We start from the raw sequence: 15,902 nt of genomic DNA, 5'->3' as shown, positions 1-15,902 counted from the left end.
TGCCTGCGTCCACGATCTTCGAATCATGGTTGCCCATGGATTCAGAATCCTCAGTCAATTACAACTGTAATGCTAGGACCTCCGATGTTTGACTCCCCAAAAATAGCTTCGTGAGGCCGCGACGCCCATGAGAGCCCATGACGATTAGGTCGCAGCCTCTGGACTTTGCTGTTTCGATAATCGCAGTGGCTGGGTGCGCATTCGGAACATGCAAGAGTTCTGCAGGTATCCCGATCTGCTCCGCCATAGCTCGAGCTTCATCGAGCACTCTGCGTGCACGTTCCTTGCCGGCTGCGTCAAAGTGATCAAACTCTTCCCGCGAGGGAGTCCATCCCGAGGCGTATCCGTTCCCATAGTAGACCGGCATCGGTTCCGTTATGGTGATAACTGTCACTTTAGCGTTCAGGGCCTTTGCTAAACCAATCCCATGCTTAACGCCATTTCTCGCGACATCAGATCCATCCGTGCTCAAGAGAATATTGCCGTACATTTGGGGCTCCCTTGCTCGTCGAACATTTTCCCTAAAAGGGATCCTTATTTATATGGTCCGATCGTCGCCGTCCGTCTACGGGCCAATCCGAAGCTCTTTCGTGGACCAACAAGCGTCCGGTGATGGCCCTTGACTGCCATCGCGACCGCCGAAGGGTCGGTCAGCTACGGGGGGAAAGCGGCCCACGATGCGCTGGCCCGCCAATTCCGAATCTGACCCGTTGCAGACGCAGCGAACTTGCCGCCGCCTGCCATGCGGTACCCAGAGTCCGGAAACCGTACCAGCCGCCCCCGCGGAGCCGCGACCACGTCTTCACCACCCGCAAGCCGGTCAATTTTCAGGAGGCATTCGCCGCGAGCCTGAGTGCGGCAATCGCCGCGCTGAACAAGCGATCAGCGCCGCGACCGCCGCGCCGCAGTCCCGAGAGCCTACGCCGGAGATGCGAGGGGTTTTCCCTTCTCCAAAACATACGTGATCAGAATGATGCTCTTGGCGTCGGCAGGCTTACCACCTGCATGGGGCGTCTCGGGTGGTATTTGGAAGGCGTCGCCTGTCTTCATCGTTCGGGTCGGTTGACCTTGTATGGGAAGTTCGAAGCCGCCTTCGACGACGTAAGCGGATTCGATTCCCGGATGCATGTGTCGAGCGACAGTGGCTCCCTGTTCTATTGTCGCCGCGACAAGTAGCGTCACATACCCCGGCACCGGGCCATCCATTTGCGACAAGATCTTTCGCGTGACCCCTGGCGTCGCCGGCGGCGTGCCTTGGGCCGACACTTCTGTCGCAGCAAATTCCGTAATTCCGCAGATAGCGCACGACGCAACGGCCGCGAATCCTCGTCGAGTCAGCATGGCAACCTCCCTGCGTGTGTCTGGATTAACTGCGCCGGCATTATTTCTCGGGCCAAGAGACAAGGCGTATTGTCATTGGCTTGGCGACGGAGCTCCCGACCGTCTTCGCGATCTTTGAGCGTCGCCTCGGTGATCACGGTACGAATCGCGTCCGCCTTCCACGCCGCACCCATGTCCGCCTCCGTGAAGTTCGAGCGAAACTGACTTGGCGTGTGAAATCGAGCATACGCTTCATTGCAATTAGACGCACCTGGAATCGCGGTCGTCGAGATCGGCCGTAACATGATGGAGGTCCCGGTGGGAGCATCTCGGCTCCTACGGCTCCCATGCGGTCCTTGCCCCAGCACTCGCTAAACTGAAGCAACGCGACGATAGATCATTGGTGCTGACCTTCCTTGATTGGGCACTTTGATTCCCTCGTCGGGACTGTATGTCCGGTGTTGGCCCTTCGCGACGAAATCAGCCTGTCGCCTGCATGTCGGCTCTGAGGGGTAGACTGGACCTAAAAGAGATCGTGCAAAACCGTCGCGATTGACCACTGCAGACATTAGCGCTGCGCTGCCATGGGCGGCCGCGTAGCGTTACCAAGGATTAATTTCTTCGACAGGAGGCGGAAAGAATCGATCTTCTAAAATGGCCTCAGTAGGGGGAGATCGAGTCATCGCCATGCGCCACGCCTCCCTGTTGCACGCTGTTACCACAGCCGGTCTGTTCCTGGGATCCAGCCTCATCTCAGATGCATCCGCCGCGACCGCCGACCACGCTTTGGCTGTCTCCGTCGACGATTTCAAATATAGAGACACGTCGAACGAGCCCACCGATCAGACGGCCGTGCATGAAAAGCGATTGCGGGCTTTCATGACCGCGCTGCGGGACGATGTCACGGCAGACCGCCGTTTTGAGCTTGTGCCGTCCTCCTGCGCACCAAATTGTCCGACCGACGGACCGGCGTTGCGCGATCGGCTGCGCGCGGCGTCACAGGCCGGCGCGCAGATCCTGATCATCGGCGGCTTTCATAAGATGAGCACGCTGGTGCAGCTGGCGCAGACTGTTGCCATCGACACGACATCCCAGCGTGTCGTGTTACGGAAGTACTTCCAGTTCCGCGGCGACAACGACGAGGCATGGCAGCGCGCGGAGCGCTTTGTATCGGAGGAGGTCCGCGACCAGCTGCTTGAAAGCAGATCACAGCAATAGGCGACGCGCGGCGCACGTGCATGGCGCCGTGAGTCCGGTTTTGGCCCATCAGCGAAGTGGTGGCACCTGTAGTTGAGGTCCGCTTAGCAGGGCATTAGCGGACTAGATTTTCTCGCGCTGAGTTTTTCGCATTTTGACCCGGAAGGGACATCGGATGCTAGCAACCGAGACTCTCTGGCATGGTTTGGTCATTTCGGAGTACAACTTGTCCGATTTTCGGGTTCACGCGAGGCCGAATCGATGAGTGAAACCCTTCAAGTGACGGGTAAGAATGGGCTGGGGGATTTACAGATTCTGAGCCGGGAAACGCCACGCCCGTTTCGGGATATGGTACTCGTGCGCACCACCGCCGCCGCGCTCAACTATCGTGACCTCGCGCTCATCGTCGGCATCTCAACGGCAGGGCCGTCGATTCCGTATACGCCGCTATCTGACGCGTGCGGAATTGTCGAAGAAGTGGGCGAGGATGTTACGGGACTCAGGCCCGGTGACCGGGTTTGCTCTACCTTCTTTCCGACTTGGCAATCCGGCCGGCTCGCACCTGAAAAGCTCAGCATGCTTGGTGCTTCGGAACTCGGTGTTGGACAGCAACATTTCCTTTTGCCGCAATCTGCGCTTGCTCGACCGCCGGATTTTCTGACGGATATTCAGGCTGCTACGTTGCCCTGCGCAGCTTTGACAGCTTGGCGGGCTGTTCTGGACGGCACGGGCCTACTTCCCGGCGAGACCATATTGCTGCAAGGGACTGGAGGAGTATCGATTTTCGCGCTTCAGTTCGCCGTTGCTGCGGGCCTACGTGCTATCGTAACCTCGTCATCAGATGAAAAACTGGAGCGTGCAAAGGCGTTGGGCGCTACCGATGGAATCAATTATCGCTCCAAACCGGATTGGGCGGCAGAGGCACTGCAACTGACCAGCGGAAAAGGTGTTGATCTCGTCGTCGAAGTCGGCGGTGCCGGAACACTCGCACAAAGCATCCGAGCCGTTCGTCTGGAAGGCACAATTTCTCTTGTCGGGATGCTGGCAGGAGGGACTCAGCCGCTCGATGTTCGAACGATTTACATGAAAAATGTGATTGTACGGGGCATTACCGTCGGCTCCCTTGAGATGTTTCAGCGCATGTGCAAAGCGATCTCCGCGCACAATATAGAACCCGTTGTCTGCAAGGTATTTCCGTGGCGTGAAGCTCGCTCAGCGTTTGAAGCGCTGAAGCAAGGCGGGCATATCGGAAAAATCGTACTTGATTTTACCACGTAGTGGCGGAGCGTTCCGGATCTCGTTATGTCTGCTGTTGGGCCCCAAGCAGCGGTTGCAGTATGTCCGCTATTCCGCCGCTGTTACGGGATAAGCAGACATTCGGCGAATAAGCCAAGAATGACGCGATTGCCCTAAGCGGACACTTTCGCACGAGGACCCTGGTCGTACGTGGAACTCGTAGCGAGTGATACGACCGTTCGCCACCCCGACGGATCCGATCGCAGCGGCATGACCGATCCACGTTGTGGGTAACGAGCAGGAAGCTCGTCCCCGAATCGCGGTTGACCTTGGCAATCAATTGGAAAACGTCGTCGGCTGCTATATGGTCATCGGCCGCAAGTAGGAGACGTTCTGCGTGCTGCTGGAGCAGACGCCTTCGGAACGCCGGCGCGTCCAGCGAACCCTTAAGCTGCTCGTCTATGAAGCGATGGCAAACCGGAAACACCGCACTGCGCTGCCTTGCCGCGGCAGCGTTCGCGATTTCCCTGGTCGTCGGCTGGGCGTTTGAGCTGCGCGCCGAATCCGAAACGCCGGCTGTAGGAACTCTTTCACCCGCGGCCCTGAAGCAGCTTGACGACACCATTCGCAATGAGATCACGACCGGCAAGATTCCTGGCGGCATCCTGCTGATCCAACAACACGGCAAGCCAGTCCATTTCGAATGCTTCGGCGTGCGGGACCCCGACACGGGGCTGCCGATGACGCCGGATACGATTTTCCAGATCTATTCGATGTCGAAGGCCGTTACGTCGGTTGCGGCGATGATGCTGGTCGACGAAGGCAAGCTGGCTCTCGACGATTCCGTGTCGAAATACATTCATTCCTTTGCGGAAGCCAAGGTCGGTGTCGATATGTCCGACGAAGCAGGAAAGTATCCGCTCAAGCTCGAGCCGTTGAAGCGCCCGATCACGATCAGGGATCTATTGCGGCACACCTCGGGTATCACCTACGGCTTCTACGGCGAGACCCAGGTGCAGAAACTCTATGCGAATCCTCTGTTGTATGCGGGGGATTTCAACAACGCCGACTTCGCCGACCGGATCGCAGTGCTGCCGCTTGCCGATCAGCCCGCAACGCGCTGGAATTACAGCCATTCAACCGACGTGCTGGGCCGTGTCGTCGAGGTGGTCTCGGGGCAGACGCTGTACCAATTCGAAAAGCAGAGATTGTTCGATCCGCTCGGAATGTCCGACACTGTGTATTATGTCGCGGATAAAGCGAAGTGGCCGCTGATCGCCAGGGGATTTCCTGTCGATCGCTCTCGAGTCGCTGGAATCACCGATCCTACATTGCCGCGGCGCTGGGAGTCCGGTGGAGCGGGCTTGGCCTCGACCACAGGGGACTACGCCCGCTTCCTGCAAATGCTGCTGAATGGAGGTGAACTCGACGGCAAGCGGTACCTCAAGCGTGAGACAGTCGCACTGATGACGTCGGATCAGATTGGGCCGGAGACCGGTATCATTCATGATCCCTTCTATTTTCCGGGCCCCACCAGTGGCTTCGGTCTTGGCTTCGCCGTGCGCACCTCGCCACCTCCGAATACGGACTGGCCACTCGGTGAATACCGTTGGGACGGCGCCGGCGGCAGTTTCTATTTCGTCGATCCCGTGGACGACATGTTGGGAGTCTTCATGGTGATGTCGCCCACACAGGGGGGACGGATCCAACTGAACTTGAAGACGATGATCTACGAGGCGATGGGGAGGGGCCTGCGCAAGTAACCAACCGCAAACGCACCTTATTTCGCATTTCTCGGATCTTTCGCACCTACGCCAGGCCAGTGCCTGCAAGATCGATTGTTGTTGGCCCTCCTCGGACCTATGGAGATGTCCGAGTTGAGTCCGCGAGGTGGGCCAAAGCGGAGATTGACCAAGATCGCTGTCACGCGAGTTTATGAGTACACGGCCTGATGCAAGAACGCGCCCGGCAGAACCGGGCGCGTTTTGTTTGCGCAGGCGAGAACCTTACTCAGTCGAGTACTTGAACTCCGGCATCGCCTTCAGCTCTTCCTTGGTCGCGTTGTAGACGGCGTGATCAGGGTACCAGGGGTTCGGCTTGGCGCTCGAGGTCGAGCTTGTGGCAGCGCCCGTGGTCGTCGAAGAGCCAGCGCCGCTCGCCGGCTTTGCGCCGGTATTCGCCGCGCCGGTATAGGCAACCGGCTCGTTGACGAACTTGACCTTCTCGAAGGGGACGGCGACCAGATGCTCGCCGACGCCGAGGAAGCCGCCGACGCCGATCACGACCGCTTTGATGTTGCCGCTCTTGTCCATCAACATGTCGTTGATCGAGCCGATGCTCTCGTTGCTGTCGTTATAGACGTTCAGGCCGGCCATTTTCGACCCGCGCCAGTTGCCGTGGAACGACGACGGAGCGGTGGTTGACGTGGTCGCCGCAGTGCTCGGACGATCTCCAGTCGCCGTGTTCGGCGTTTGCGCGAACGCGACGCTTGCAAGCAGGGCCGAAGCCGCGAGACCAGTGATGGTATACTTCGCTAACATGATCGGATCCTCCAGTTCGAAATCGATGCTGAGAAAACCCGTCACGTCAGCAAGCGTTCCGTATCAAGTAGCACGGAACTTGCGACGCCGAACAAAGTGGAGCGCCAAGTCGAAAAGTTCAGAGTGAAGCGATGAAGATGCGCTTCAGAAACCGCCCCAATAAGGCGGTATGCCGTAGTAGCGATGCAGCTCGGCCTCCTGCGACCGATCGCCCCAATCGAAATCCTTGTCGGCGCGGAACGACGGCGCGCGTTTCAACTCTTCATCTGATATGTCGAGCTCATAGGCTTCGAAGCGCGTGTTGTAGCGCAACCGCACCCAAGGCAAGGGGATCAGATTGGTTCCGAGGCCCAAGAATCCGCCGAAGCTGAGCACGGCGTAAGACACTTGTCCGGTGACCTTGTCGATCATCAGCCGTTCGATATGGCCGATCATCTCGCCGTTCGGCCGCCGCACCGCAGTGCCTTCGACGCGATCGCTGGCGATGAGCCGATGCGGATTGGTGCTGGCGTCGGCTGCCATCTGGCCCTCCCCACAAATGATCGAGAGGTTCAACGCCACATTCGACGACTGGTTCCTACCCCACAAATGGAACAGCCACCCTTCCCTTTTCGCAGAAGCACGCAGCCCGGGTGGAGCGAAGCGCAACCCGGGACACCTGCGTCAACGTTGAGAAGCGGCCCCGGGTTACGCTGGCGCTCCACCCGGGCTACGCGCTCTTCGCGGGGAAGGAGCTTGGCTTAACTCTGGTAGTCGATCAGCAGCGCGGAGAACGAACTGCCATTGGCCGATGCGCTCGCGCTGCCGGCCGAATTGTAGGAACTCGACGACGACGACGCCGACAGCGAATCCTGCAGCGACTGCAGGAACTGCTGCAGGATGTCGCTGACGGAATTGGTGGAGGTGCTGGCGTCATCGGTCGAGGTTGAAGCATCCGACGGTGGTGGCCCGCCGGCGCCGCCGTGAGGGCCGTGGCTACCGCCGGGACCCTGCGCGAAGGCGGCCTTGAACACGCCCTGCAATTCGGTCGCCTGGTCGCTGGTCAGCTTGCCGCTGGATACCTCCTGGTTGATGAGATCATCCAGTTTGGACTTCATCTCGTCCGGCGACGGCCGCGTGCCGCCGGCCTGATCGCTGGCGCGGCTCGCCTGCATCGAGGCGTCGATATCCGTCAGCGCTGACGACAGCGCGTCCTGATCGGACGAGCTGATGGTGCCGGAATTGATTTCGGACTGCAGTTCGTCCTGCAGCCGCTGCAAAGGCGACTGATAGGTGCTGCCGGAGGCAGCCGAGATCGCGGTCATGGAATGCTCCAAATGATTCTGATAGGTACGCCTGAAACTCGCCGCGACGGTAGGGTTAACGGTCTTAACAGTGCCTTTTGCCCTGTTGCCCCCTGTTACCGCGCAGCCGTCAGAAACATTTGGAAACAAGAATCTTCGCCGCTTACCCCGAATCATCGACAAAAAGGTCAGCATGGCCCAACCGCAGCCGAACATCCTTGTCGTCGAGGACGACCGCGAGACGCGCAGCCTGATCGCGAAATATCTGCGCAACAACGCCTGCAACGTCACCACCGCCGGCGACGGCCGCGAGATGGTCCGCGCGATGACCGACCACCGCGTCGATCTTCTGATCCTTGACGTCATGCTGCCCGGCGAGGATGGCCTCAGCCTGTGCCGCAAGGTGCGCGCGACCTCGCAGACGCCGATCATCATGCTGACCGCGCGCCGCGAGGACGTCGACCGCATCCTCGGCCTCGAGATGGGCGCCGATGACTATCTGCCGAAGCCGTTCAATCCGCGCGAGCTGTTGGCACGGATCAATGCGGTGCTGCGGCGGCAGGCGGCGGCGCGCAACGCCAGCGCCATCGAAGGCGCGACCGTGCTGACATTCCAGGGCTGGCGCATCGATTTCCGCCTGCGCGAATTGCACAACCCCGAAGGCGCCAAGGTCGCCATGACCAGCGCGGAGTTCGACCTGCTCAGGACCTTCTGCGAGCGGCCCGGCCGCGTGCTGTCGCGCGACAGCCTGCTCGACCTCACGGGCGCGCGCAACGCCGGCTCGTTCGAGCGCTCCATCGACGTCCTGGTCAGCCGCATCCGCCGCAAGATCGAGCCCGATCCGCAGGAAGCCACCATGATCAAGACGGTGCGCGCCGGCGGCTACATGTTCACGCCAAGAGTCGAAGCGGTGACCGCGGCGGGCAATTGACGATGAAGCTCTCCGGCTTCCTCAATCTCAGGGGCATCAGCGGGCAGATCGCGGCGCTGGTGGTCGCCTCGATCGTCGCCATCCACATCATCATCGCCACGATCTTCCTCATCTCACGGCCGGACCAATCGGAGCCGCTTGGCGACCGCGGACATGCCCAGCTCGCCAGCGCGATCCAACTGCTCGGCACCGCCGCGCCGTCGGAACGAGCGCGGCTGTCCGCTGACATCAACAACGCCTTTCCGCAACTCGGCGTCGAAAGCCTGCCGCCTGGCACCGCGCCGGCGGCCGGCGAACTGAATGAGCGCGAATTGCACGGCCTCTACCGCCGGCTCGGCGGCGCCTATCGGCTGTTTCCGCTGGCGGGCGACGGCGCAAAGATCGAGCCAAGGATCGGCATCACCCTGCCCGACGGCGCGATGATCTCGGCAAGGCTGCTCGCGGATCGGCACCGGCCGCCGTTCCTCGGCGGTCCCTGGATGATGACGCTGTTGTTCATGGTCATCAGCGTCGCGCTGCTCGGGCTGTGGGCGGCACGCGCGCTGACCGCGCCGCTATCATCATTTGCGCGCGCCGCCGAAAGTTTCAGTCTCGACGGCGCGGCGGCACCCCTGCCAGAACGCGGACCCGAAGAGATCCGTTCGGTCGCGAAAGCATTGAACCGCATGCGCGAGCGCATCACCGGCCTGATCGAGGACCGCACCAAGATGCTGGCCGCGATCAGCCACGACCTGCGCACGCCGATCACGCGGATGCGGCTGCGCTCCGAATTCATCGAGGACGAGACCCATCGCAATCGCATGCTTCACGATCTCGACCAGATGCGCGCGATGCTGGAATCGGTGCTGTCGTTCCTGCGCAACGACCGCAAACTGGAATCGATGACGCTGACCGATATCGCCAGCACCCTGCACCTCGTCACCGACCAGTTTTCCGACATGGGCCACAAGGTCAATTACGACGGCCCGGCCCACGCGATGGCCACTGTGCGGCCGGACGACCTGCTCCGCAGCGTCACCAATCTGGTCGAGAACGCCGTCCGCTTCGGCGCAGAGGCGACGATCCGGCTCCGCATCGCGCCGGATCGCATCACCATCGAAGTCGAGGACGACGGCCCCGGCATTTCGGATGCGCGCAAGCACGATGTGCTGGAGCCGTTCGTGCGCGGCGACGAGGCGCGCAACATGGACGAGTCCGAAGGCTTCGGCCTCGGGCTTTCCATCACCAACGCGATCGTGCTCGCGCATGGCGGGACATTGTCGCTGCACGACAAACAGCCGCACGGGCTCGTTGCGCGGATCGAGTTGCCGGTGCGCGGAAAAGAGGAGCGCTCGGCGGCCTGACTTCAGGCGGCCAGCGGCGCCTGCTCGCTGCCGTGCTCCGGATAGATCGCAATGGCCTCGAAGCGGTAATCGCAGGCGCGGCAATGCCAGAGATAGAATATCCGGCCACCATCCTGCTCGACCCAATCCGGCTTCGCGATCGGCTTGCCGCATTGTGCGCAAGGATTTCCACGCGGCAGATCAGCGGAATCAAAGCGGGCCATGATGCGTCTCCCTTTATCGACTTTTTCTTGGTTGGCTTGTTGATTGTCGTTTCTTGATTATCGTTGCCGGCACATAGGCGCTGAACCTCGCGCCTGCCATGCAAAATCCTAAGGCGGGTTTGAGTCATTTGCGCGACAACGCGCTTGCGGCCGTGCAGCAAATCGTCGTCTAAGACTTTACTAAAGCCCGTCGCATAACGCCTCGTTTTCGCCACATAGCTGCCCGGCCGCCGCAACAATTCGGTTGCGTAAGTGGAACAGACCATTCCGTCGCCGAGATCTCGTCCGATGAAATTCCCTTTCGCTCTCGCCTTGCTTGCCGCTTTTGCCGCGGTGCTTCTGGGCTCCCCCGCACAGGCGCAGCAGCGTTCGCAATATGAGGCGCTGGTCGCCAGCCATGCCCAGGCCAATCTGGTGCCTGATACGCTGGTGCACCGGGTGATCGTGCGCGAGAGCAAGTATCAGCCGAACCTGATCGGACGCGGCGGGGCGATCGGGCTGATGCAGATCAAGCTCGCGACCGCACGCCGCCTTGGCTACAAGGGCGATGCGGCGGGCCTGCGCGACCCCGAAACCAACCTCACCTATGGCATCAAATATCTCGCCGGCGCCTATCGTGCCGCCGGCGGCAACCACGACCGCGCCGTGCATTACTACGCCAGCGGGTACTATTACGCCGCCAAGCAGCAGCGGCTGCAGCACCTGAGGGAATCCAAGAGGGAATCCCGCCCGACGCTCGCCGCCGCATCGCAAAAAGAGCAGGCACAGGCCGAGACGCCGGAAAGCGCGGTCGACGCCGACGCACAGCAGATCCCCGGCAACTGAGGGGCACGGCCGCAAGGCGGCGTTGACAGCTCAGCACATCTGCTTACATTAGACGCGTTCCGAGGGGTGCTCCGAGGAGGAGCTGAGATACCGCACGCTTGGGGTTGGCCATTCCGGCCGATATCCGGGACCGCGGTGACCCTTTGAACCTGATCCGGGTCATACCGGCGAAGGGACAGGGATGTACCAGAATAAGAGTCCGCGGGGGGATTCCCCCGTATCTATCATCGGCGCAGGCATTGCAGGCGCTTGGCAGGCGTTATTGTTCGCGCAGGCCGGTCACGCGGTGACTTTGCACGAGCGCAGTGACGCCGCGATGACGGAATCCACAAGCCATTGGGCCGGCGGCATGCTGGCGCCCTATTGCGAGGCCGAGGTCGCCGAGCCCATCATCAGCCGGCTCGGCCAGCGCTCGCTCGATATCTGGCGGCGCGAATTGCCGGATACGCCGTTCAACGGCTCGCTGGTGGTGGCGCATGCGCGCGAGCGCAACGATTTCGAGCGCTTTGCCCGGATGACGGAAGGTCATGAGCGGCTCGATGCGTCAGGCGTTGCGCAGCTCGAGCCCTCGCTCGACGGCCGTTTCCGCGACGCGCTGTTCTTCCCGGGCGAGGGCCATGTCGAGCCGCGCCGCGTGCTGCCCAGGCTGCATGAGCGCATCCTCGCTGCCGGCGGCACCATCAAGTTCAACAGCGACATCAGCGCGGAGGATCTCGAGGGCATCGTGATCGATTGCCGCGGCCTGTCGGCGCGCGACGGAGAGCCGGAGCTGCGCGGCGTCAAGGGCGAGATGATCCTGATCGAGACCGCGGAGGTGGAACTGTCGCGTCCGGTGCGGCTGATCCATCCGCGCTGGCCGCTTTACGTGATCCCGCGCGAGGATCATCTGTTCATGCTGGGCGCGACCTCGATCGAGGCCGAGGACACCGGCGTCAGCGTCCGCTCGGCGCTGGAGCTTCTGGGCGCGGCCTATGCGGTGCACCCGGCCTTTGCCGAAGCGCGCATCCTCGAATTCGGCTCCGGCCTGCGCCCGGCCTTTCCCGACAATCTGCCGCGGATCACGATCGACAGGAAGAAGATCTCGGTGAACGGCCTTTACCGCCACGGCTTCCTGCTTGCGCCGGCGCTGGCGGAGCTGACGCTCGCTTACGTCGCGCGCGGCCAGATCGACAATGAGGTGATGCGATGCGTGTGATCGTCAACGGCGAACCGCGGGAGATAACCGCTGTAAGCGTCGACGCGCTGCTCGCCGAGCTCGACTACGAAGGCACCCATTTCGCGATCGCGCTGAACTACGACGTGCTGCCGAAGAGCCGCTGGGCCGAGACCGCACTGAAAGCCGGCGACGAGATCGAGATCATCACACCACGGCAGGGAGGGTGATTGCCATGACCGCAAACCCTCTCCTCCCGTCGTCCCCGCGAAGGCGGGGACCCATAACCACAGGGCTTTGTTGTGACGACGAGCGTCTGCCGGAATGCCACAAGAGAGATCACGCGGTATGGGTCCCGGCCTTCGCCGGGACGACAGGGTGACACCATGCTGAACTTCTACGGCAAGACCTTCTCCTCCCGCCTGCTGATCGGCACGGCGCTCTATCCTTCGCCCGCGATCATGCAGGCAGCGATCCGCGCGTCCGGCGCCAATATCGTCACCGTGTCGCTGCGGCGCGAAGCCGCCGGCGGCAAGACCGGGGATGCGTTCTGGTCGCTGATCCGCGAGCTCGCCGTCACCGTGCTGCCCAACACCGCCGGCTGCCGCACCGTGCGCGAGGCGGTGACCACGGCAAAGCTCGCGCGCGAATTGTTCGGCACGAGCTGGATCAAGCTCGAAGTCATCGCCGACAACGACACGCTGCAGCCCGATGTCGTCGGCCTGGTCGAAGCCGCCTCCATCCTGATCAAGGACGGTTTCGAGGTGTTCCCCTATTGCACCGAGGATCTTTCGGTGGCGATGCGGCTGGTCGATGCCGGCTGCAAGGTGGTGATGCCCTGGGCCGCGCCGATCGGCAGCGCCAAGGGGATCACCAACCGCGATGCGCTAAAACTGCTGCGGGACCGCTTGCCCGACATCACGCTGGTGGTTGACGCCGGCATCGGCGCGCCCTCGCATGCGGCCCACGCGCTCGAGCTCGGCTACGACGCGGTGCTGCTCAACACGGCAGTTGCGAAAGCCGCCGACCCCGTCGCGATGGCGAATGCATTCCGCCTCGGCATCGAGGCCGGCCGCGCCGCTTATGAGGCCGGGCTGATGGACGCGCGCGATTTCGCCTCCCCCTCCACTCCTGTCATCGGGACTCCGTTCTGGCATGCCGTATCCTGATCCATTCTATCCCGTCGTCGACAGCGTCGCCTGGGTCGAGCGGCTGACCAAGCTCGGCGTCGGCACGATCCAATTGCGCGCCAAGGATCTGAACGACTCCGAAGCGCTGCAGATCGTCACCGATGCGCTCGCGGTGACCAGGGGCACACCGACAAAACTCGTCGTCAACGACTATTGGCGCGCGGCGATCGTCGCCGGCGCCGAGCATCTGCATCTCGGCCAGGAGGATCTCGCCGATGCCGACCTCGCCGAGATCCGTAAAGCGCGGCTCACGCTCGGCATCTCCACCCATGACGACGAGGAGCTGGCGACCGCGATGAAGGCCGAGCCGGATTACATCGCACTCGGCCCGATCTTCCCGACCACGCTGAAGTCGATGCGCTTCGCGCCGCAGGGGATTCCGAAGATCACCGAATGGAAGGAGCGCATCGGCGACATCCCGCTGGTTGCGATCGGCGGCATCAAGTTCGAGCAGGCCGCGGAGATCTTCGCCGCCGGCGCCGACTCGATTGCCGTCGTCTCCGACATCACCCAGAACGCTGACCCCGATGCGCGGGTCAGACAATGGCTTGGCGCTTCAGCCAAAGCCGCTTGAAGTAAGAAGTTTTAAGGAGGAACTCCATGAACATTCGTTCCAACCCTGACACCACCATTCCCGCCGTCACCACGGGGCCGCTGCCCTCCTCGCGCAAGATTTTCTCCACCCCCGACGCGGCGCCGGACGTGCGGGTGCCGCTGCGCGAGATCATCCTGAGCGAAGGCGCCGGCGAGCCCAATCTTCCCGTCTACGACACCTCGGGCCCCTACACCGATCCGTCCATCGTGATCGACGTCAATGCCGGCCTGCCGCGCAATCGTCTCGCCTGGGTGAAAGAGCGCGGCGGCGTCGAGGAATATGAGGGGCGCACGATCAAGCCGGAAGACAACGGCAATCTCTCCGCCGACAAGGCGGCGCGCGCCTTCACCGCGCATCACCAGCCGCTGCGCGGCCTCGACGGCCACAAGATCACCCAGCTCGAATTCGCCCGCGCCGGCATCATCACCAAGGAGATGATCTACGTGGCCGAGCGCGAGAATCTCGGCCGCAAACAGCAGCTCGAGCGCGCGGAAGCGGCGCTCGCCGACGGCGAAAGCTTCGGCGCCTCGGTGCCGGCCTTCATCACGCCGGAATTCGTGCGGAGCGAGATCGCGCGCGGCCGCGCCATCATTCCAAGCAACATCAACCATGCCGAGCTCGAGCCGATGATCATCGGCCGCAACTTCCTGACCAAGATCAACGCCAATATCGGCAACTCCGCGGTGACGTCGTCGGTCGAGGAGGAAGTCGAGAAGATGGTGTGGGCGATCCGCTGGGGCGCCGACACCGTGATGGACCTCTCCACGGGGCGCAACATCCACACCACCCGCGAATGGATTTTGCGCAACTCGCCGGTGCCGATCGGCACCGTGCCGATCTACCAGGCGCTGGAGAAGTGCAACGGCGATCCGGTCCAGCTGACCTGGGAACTGTACAAGGACACGCTGATCGAGCAGTGCGAACAGGGCGTCGATTATTTCACGATCCACGCGGGCGTGCGCCTGCCCTACATCCATCTCACCGCCAACCGCGTCACCGGCATCGTCTCGCGCGGCGGCTCGATCATGGCGAAGTGGTGCCTGGCGCATCACAAGGAGAGCTTCCTCTACACCCATTTCGACGAGATCTGCGACCTCATGCGCAAGTATGACGTCTCGTTCTCGCTCGGCGACGGCCTGCGTCCCGGCTCGATCGCCGATGCCAACGACCGCGCGCAGTTCGCCGAACTCGAGACGCTCGGCGAGCTGACAAAGATCGCCTGGGACAAGGGCTGCCAGGTCATGATCGAAGGCCCCGGCCACGTGCCGATGCACAAGATCAAGATCAACATGGACAAGCAGCTCAAGGAGTGCGGCGAAGCCCCGTTCTACACCCTCGGGCCGCTGACCACAGACATCGCGCCGGGCTACGACCACATCACCTCAGGCATTGGTGCGGCGATGATCGGCTGGTTCGGCTGCGCCATGCTCTGCTACGTCACGCCGAAGGAGCATCTGGGTCTCCCTGATCGCAACGACGTCAAGGTGGGCGTCATCACCTACAAGATCGCCGCCCACGCCGCCGATCTTGCCAAGGGCCATCCCGCCGCGCAGCTCCGCGACGACGCGCTCTCGCGCGCCCGTTTCGACTTCCGCTGGACCGACCAGTTCAACCTCGGCCTCGACCCCGAGACCGCGAAGAACTTCCACGACGAGACCCTGCCGAAGGAAGCCCACAAGGTCGCCCATTTCTGCTCGATGTGCGGCCCGAAATTCTGCTCGATGAAGATCACGCAGGATGTGCGGGACTATGCGGCGACGCTGAACGATCCCGCGAGCATCGGGATGTCGATGCAGGGCACCATCGAGGACGGCATGGCGGCGATGAGCCAGAAGTTCAGGGAGATGGGCAGCGACGTGTATCTGGATGCGGAGAAGGTGAAGGAGAGTAACCGGGCGTTGTGATCCCCCGATCGAGGTAGTGCGGCAAACCCGAGATAGATATCCGAATGGCGGCGGCCGGGCGAAAGCCCGGCCATTTTCTTGTGGCGACTCGGCTTGCAGGTACCTTCTAGTGGTTCATCACAGTGATTTTGACGTTTTGATACCGAGCCATTCGAGGATCGGCAAGTTTTCGGGTGGCAGGA

At 62.0% G+C, this 15,902-nt stretch carries 17 protein-coding genes and 1 riboswitch; of the genes, 11 read left to right on the top strand and 6 right to left on the bottom strand.

The window, feature by feature from the left end; genetic code table 11:
* Positions 1-58 precede the first annotated feature (58 nt).
* On the bottom strand, positions 59-490 hold the full coding sequence (locus tag AAFX91_RS28280) for a universal stress protein (protein WP_394568819.1): 432 nt from the start codon (positions 488-490) through the stop codon (positions 59-61).
* Between the two features lie 428 nt (positions 491-918).
* Positions 919-1,341, bottom strand: coding sequence for a cupin domain-containing protein (locus AAFX91_RS28275; protein ID WP_130584445.1), 423 nt, complete (start codon positions 1,339-1,341; stop codon positions 919-921).
* 666 nt (positions 1,342-2,007) lie between these two features.
* Between AAFX91_RS28275 and AAFX91_RS28270 the strand changes: the two genes are divergently transcribed.
* The 3 genes from AAFX91_RS28270 (at position 2,008) to AAFX91_RS28260 (ending at position 5,516) form a co-directional block, all read left to right on the top strand.
* A complete protein-coding gene (locus AAFX91_RS28270) occupies positions 2,008-2,538 on the top strand; it encodes a DUF2380 domain-containing protein (RefSeq protein WP_165421608.1) in 531 nt (176 codons plus the stop codon).
* 240 nt (positions 2,539-2,778) lie between these two features.
* The gene (locus AAFX91_RS28265) at positions 2,779-3,795 is read left to right on the top strand and encodes an NAD(P)-dependent alcohol dehydrogenase (RefSeq protein WP_394568818.1); all 1,017 of its coding nucleotides are present in this window, start codon (positions 2,779-2,781) and stop codon (positions 3,793-3,795) included.
* A gap of 419 nt (positions 3,796-4,214) precedes the next feature.
* Positions 4,215-5,516, top strand: a complete 1,302-nt coding sequence (locus AAFX91_RS28260; protein WP_130581813.1) for a serine hydrolase — start codon at positions 4,215-4,217, stop codon at positions 5,514-5,516.
* Positions 5,517-5,759: 243 nt separating this feature from the next.
* On the opposite strand, the gene AAFX91_RS28255 is transcribed toward AAFX91_RS28260, so the two are convergent.
* From AAFX91_RS28255 to AAFX91_RS28245, 3 genes are all read right to left on the bottom strand, one after another.
* Entirely contained in the window at positions 5,760-6,293 is a 534-nt protein-coding gene (locus AAFX91_RS28255) for a PRC-barrel domain-containing protein (protein ID WP_130581814.1), read from the bottom strand.
* 144 nt (positions 6,294-6,437) lie between these two features.
* Positions 6,438-6,815: a PRC-barrel domain-containing protein gene (locus AAFX91_RS28250; RefSeq protein ID WP_130581815.1), complete on the bottom strand. Its 378-nt coding sequence runs from the start codon at positions 6,813-6,815 to the stop codon at positions 6,438-6,440.
* Between the two features lie 218 nt (positions 6,816-7,033).
* Positions 7,034-7,597 (bottom strand): hypothetical protein, encoded by a 564-nt coding sequence (locus AAFX91_RS28245; protein ID WP_130581816.1) that lies wholly within the window; start codon positions 7,595-7,597, stop codon positions 7,034-7,036.
* Between the two features lie 172 nt (positions 7,598-7,769).
* Here AAFX91_RS28245 and AAFX91_RS28240 point away from each other — a divergent pair, with 172 nt between their 5' ends.
* Both AAFX91_RS28240 and AAFX91_RS28235 read left to right on the top strand, forming a co-directional pair.
* The gene (locus tag AAFX91_RS28240) at positions 7,770-8,507 is read left to right on the top strand and encodes a response regulator (protein WP_394568817.1); all 738 of its coding nucleotides are present in this window, start codon (positions 7,770-7,772) and stop codon (positions 8,505-8,507) included.
* 2 nt (positions 8,508-8,509) lie between these two features.
* Complete coding sequence (locus AAFX91_RS28235) at positions 8,510-9,850, top strand: ATP-binding protein (protein WP_394568816.1); 1,341 nt, start codon at positions 8,510-8,512, stop codon at positions 9,848-9,850.
* Positions 9,851-9,852: 2 nt separating this feature from the next.
* Here the strand turns inward: AAFX91_RS28235 and AAFX91_RS28230 are convergent, their stop codons facing one another.
* On the bottom strand, positions 9,853-10,053 hold the full coding sequence (locus tag AAFX91_RS28230; RefSeq protein WP_394568815.1) for a hypothetical protein: 201 nt from the start codon (positions 10,051-10,053) through the stop codon (positions 9,853-9,855).
* A gap of 288 nt (positions 10,054-10,341) precedes the next feature.
* Here AAFX91_RS28230 and AAFX91_RS28225 point away from each other — a divergent pair, with 288 nt between their 5' ends.
* The 6 genes from AAFX91_RS28225 (at position 10,342) to thiC (ending at position 15,720) form a co-directional block, all read left to right on the top strand.
* The gene (locus tag AAFX91_RS28225) at positions 10,342-10,878 is read left to right on the top strand and encodes a transglycosylase SLT domain-containing protein (protein ID WP_394568814.1); all 537 of its coding nucleotides are present in this window, start codon (positions 10,342-10,344) and stop codon (positions 10,876-10,878) included.
* 52 nt (positions 10,879-10,930) lie between these two features.
* Positions 10,931-11,072, top strand: a riboswitch (TPP riboswitch).
* Positions 11,060-12,073 carry an FAD-dependent oxidoreductase gene (locus AAFX91_RS28220; RefSeq protein ID WP_130581820.1) on the top strand — a complete coding sequence of 338 codons (1,014 nt, stop codon included), beginning with the start codon at positions 11,060-11,062 and terminating at the stop codon, positions 12,071-12,073. It overlaps the preceding riboswitch by 13 nt.
* Complete coding sequence (gene thiS / locus AAFX91_RS28215; protein ID WP_130581821.1) at positions 12,064-12,261, top strand: sulfur carrier protein ThiS; 198 nt, start codon at positions 12,064-12,066, stop codon at positions 12,259-12,261. Before AAFX91_RS28220 ends, thiS begins: the two co-directional genes overlap by 10 nt.
* Before the next feature lie 156 nt (positions 12,262-12,417).
* Positions 12,418-13,200, top strand: a complete 783-nt coding sequence (locus tag AAFX91_RS28210) for a thiazole synthase (protein ID WP_130581822.1) — start codon at positions 12,418-12,420, stop codon at positions 13,198-13,200.
* Complete coding sequence (locus AAFX91_RS28205) at positions 13,187-13,795, top strand: thiamine phosphate synthase (protein ID WP_130581823.1); 609 nt, start codon at positions 13,187-13,189, stop codon at positions 13,793-13,795. The genes AAFX91_RS28210 and AAFX91_RS28205 overlap by 14 nt, the downstream gene beginning before the upstream one ends.
* A 26-nt stretch (positions 13,796-13,821) precedes the next feature.
* Positions 13,822-15,720 (top strand): phosphomethylpyrimidine synthase ThiC, encoded by a 1,899-nt coding sequence (gene thiC, locus AAFX91_RS28200; protein ID WP_394568813.1) that lies wholly within the window; start codon positions 13,822-13,824, stop codon positions 15,718-15,720.
* Positions 15,721-15,902 lie beyond the last annotated feature (182 nt).

The sequence above is a fragment of the Bradyrhizobium sp. 31Argb genome, assembly GCF_043638955.1.
Classification (GTDB): Bacteria; Pseudomonadota; Alphaproteobacteria; order Rhizobiales; family Xanthobacteraceae; genus Bradyrhizobium.
The sequence above is the reverse complement of the archived record's forward strand: the minus strand, read 5'-3'. Positions and strand labels throughout refer to the sequence as shown.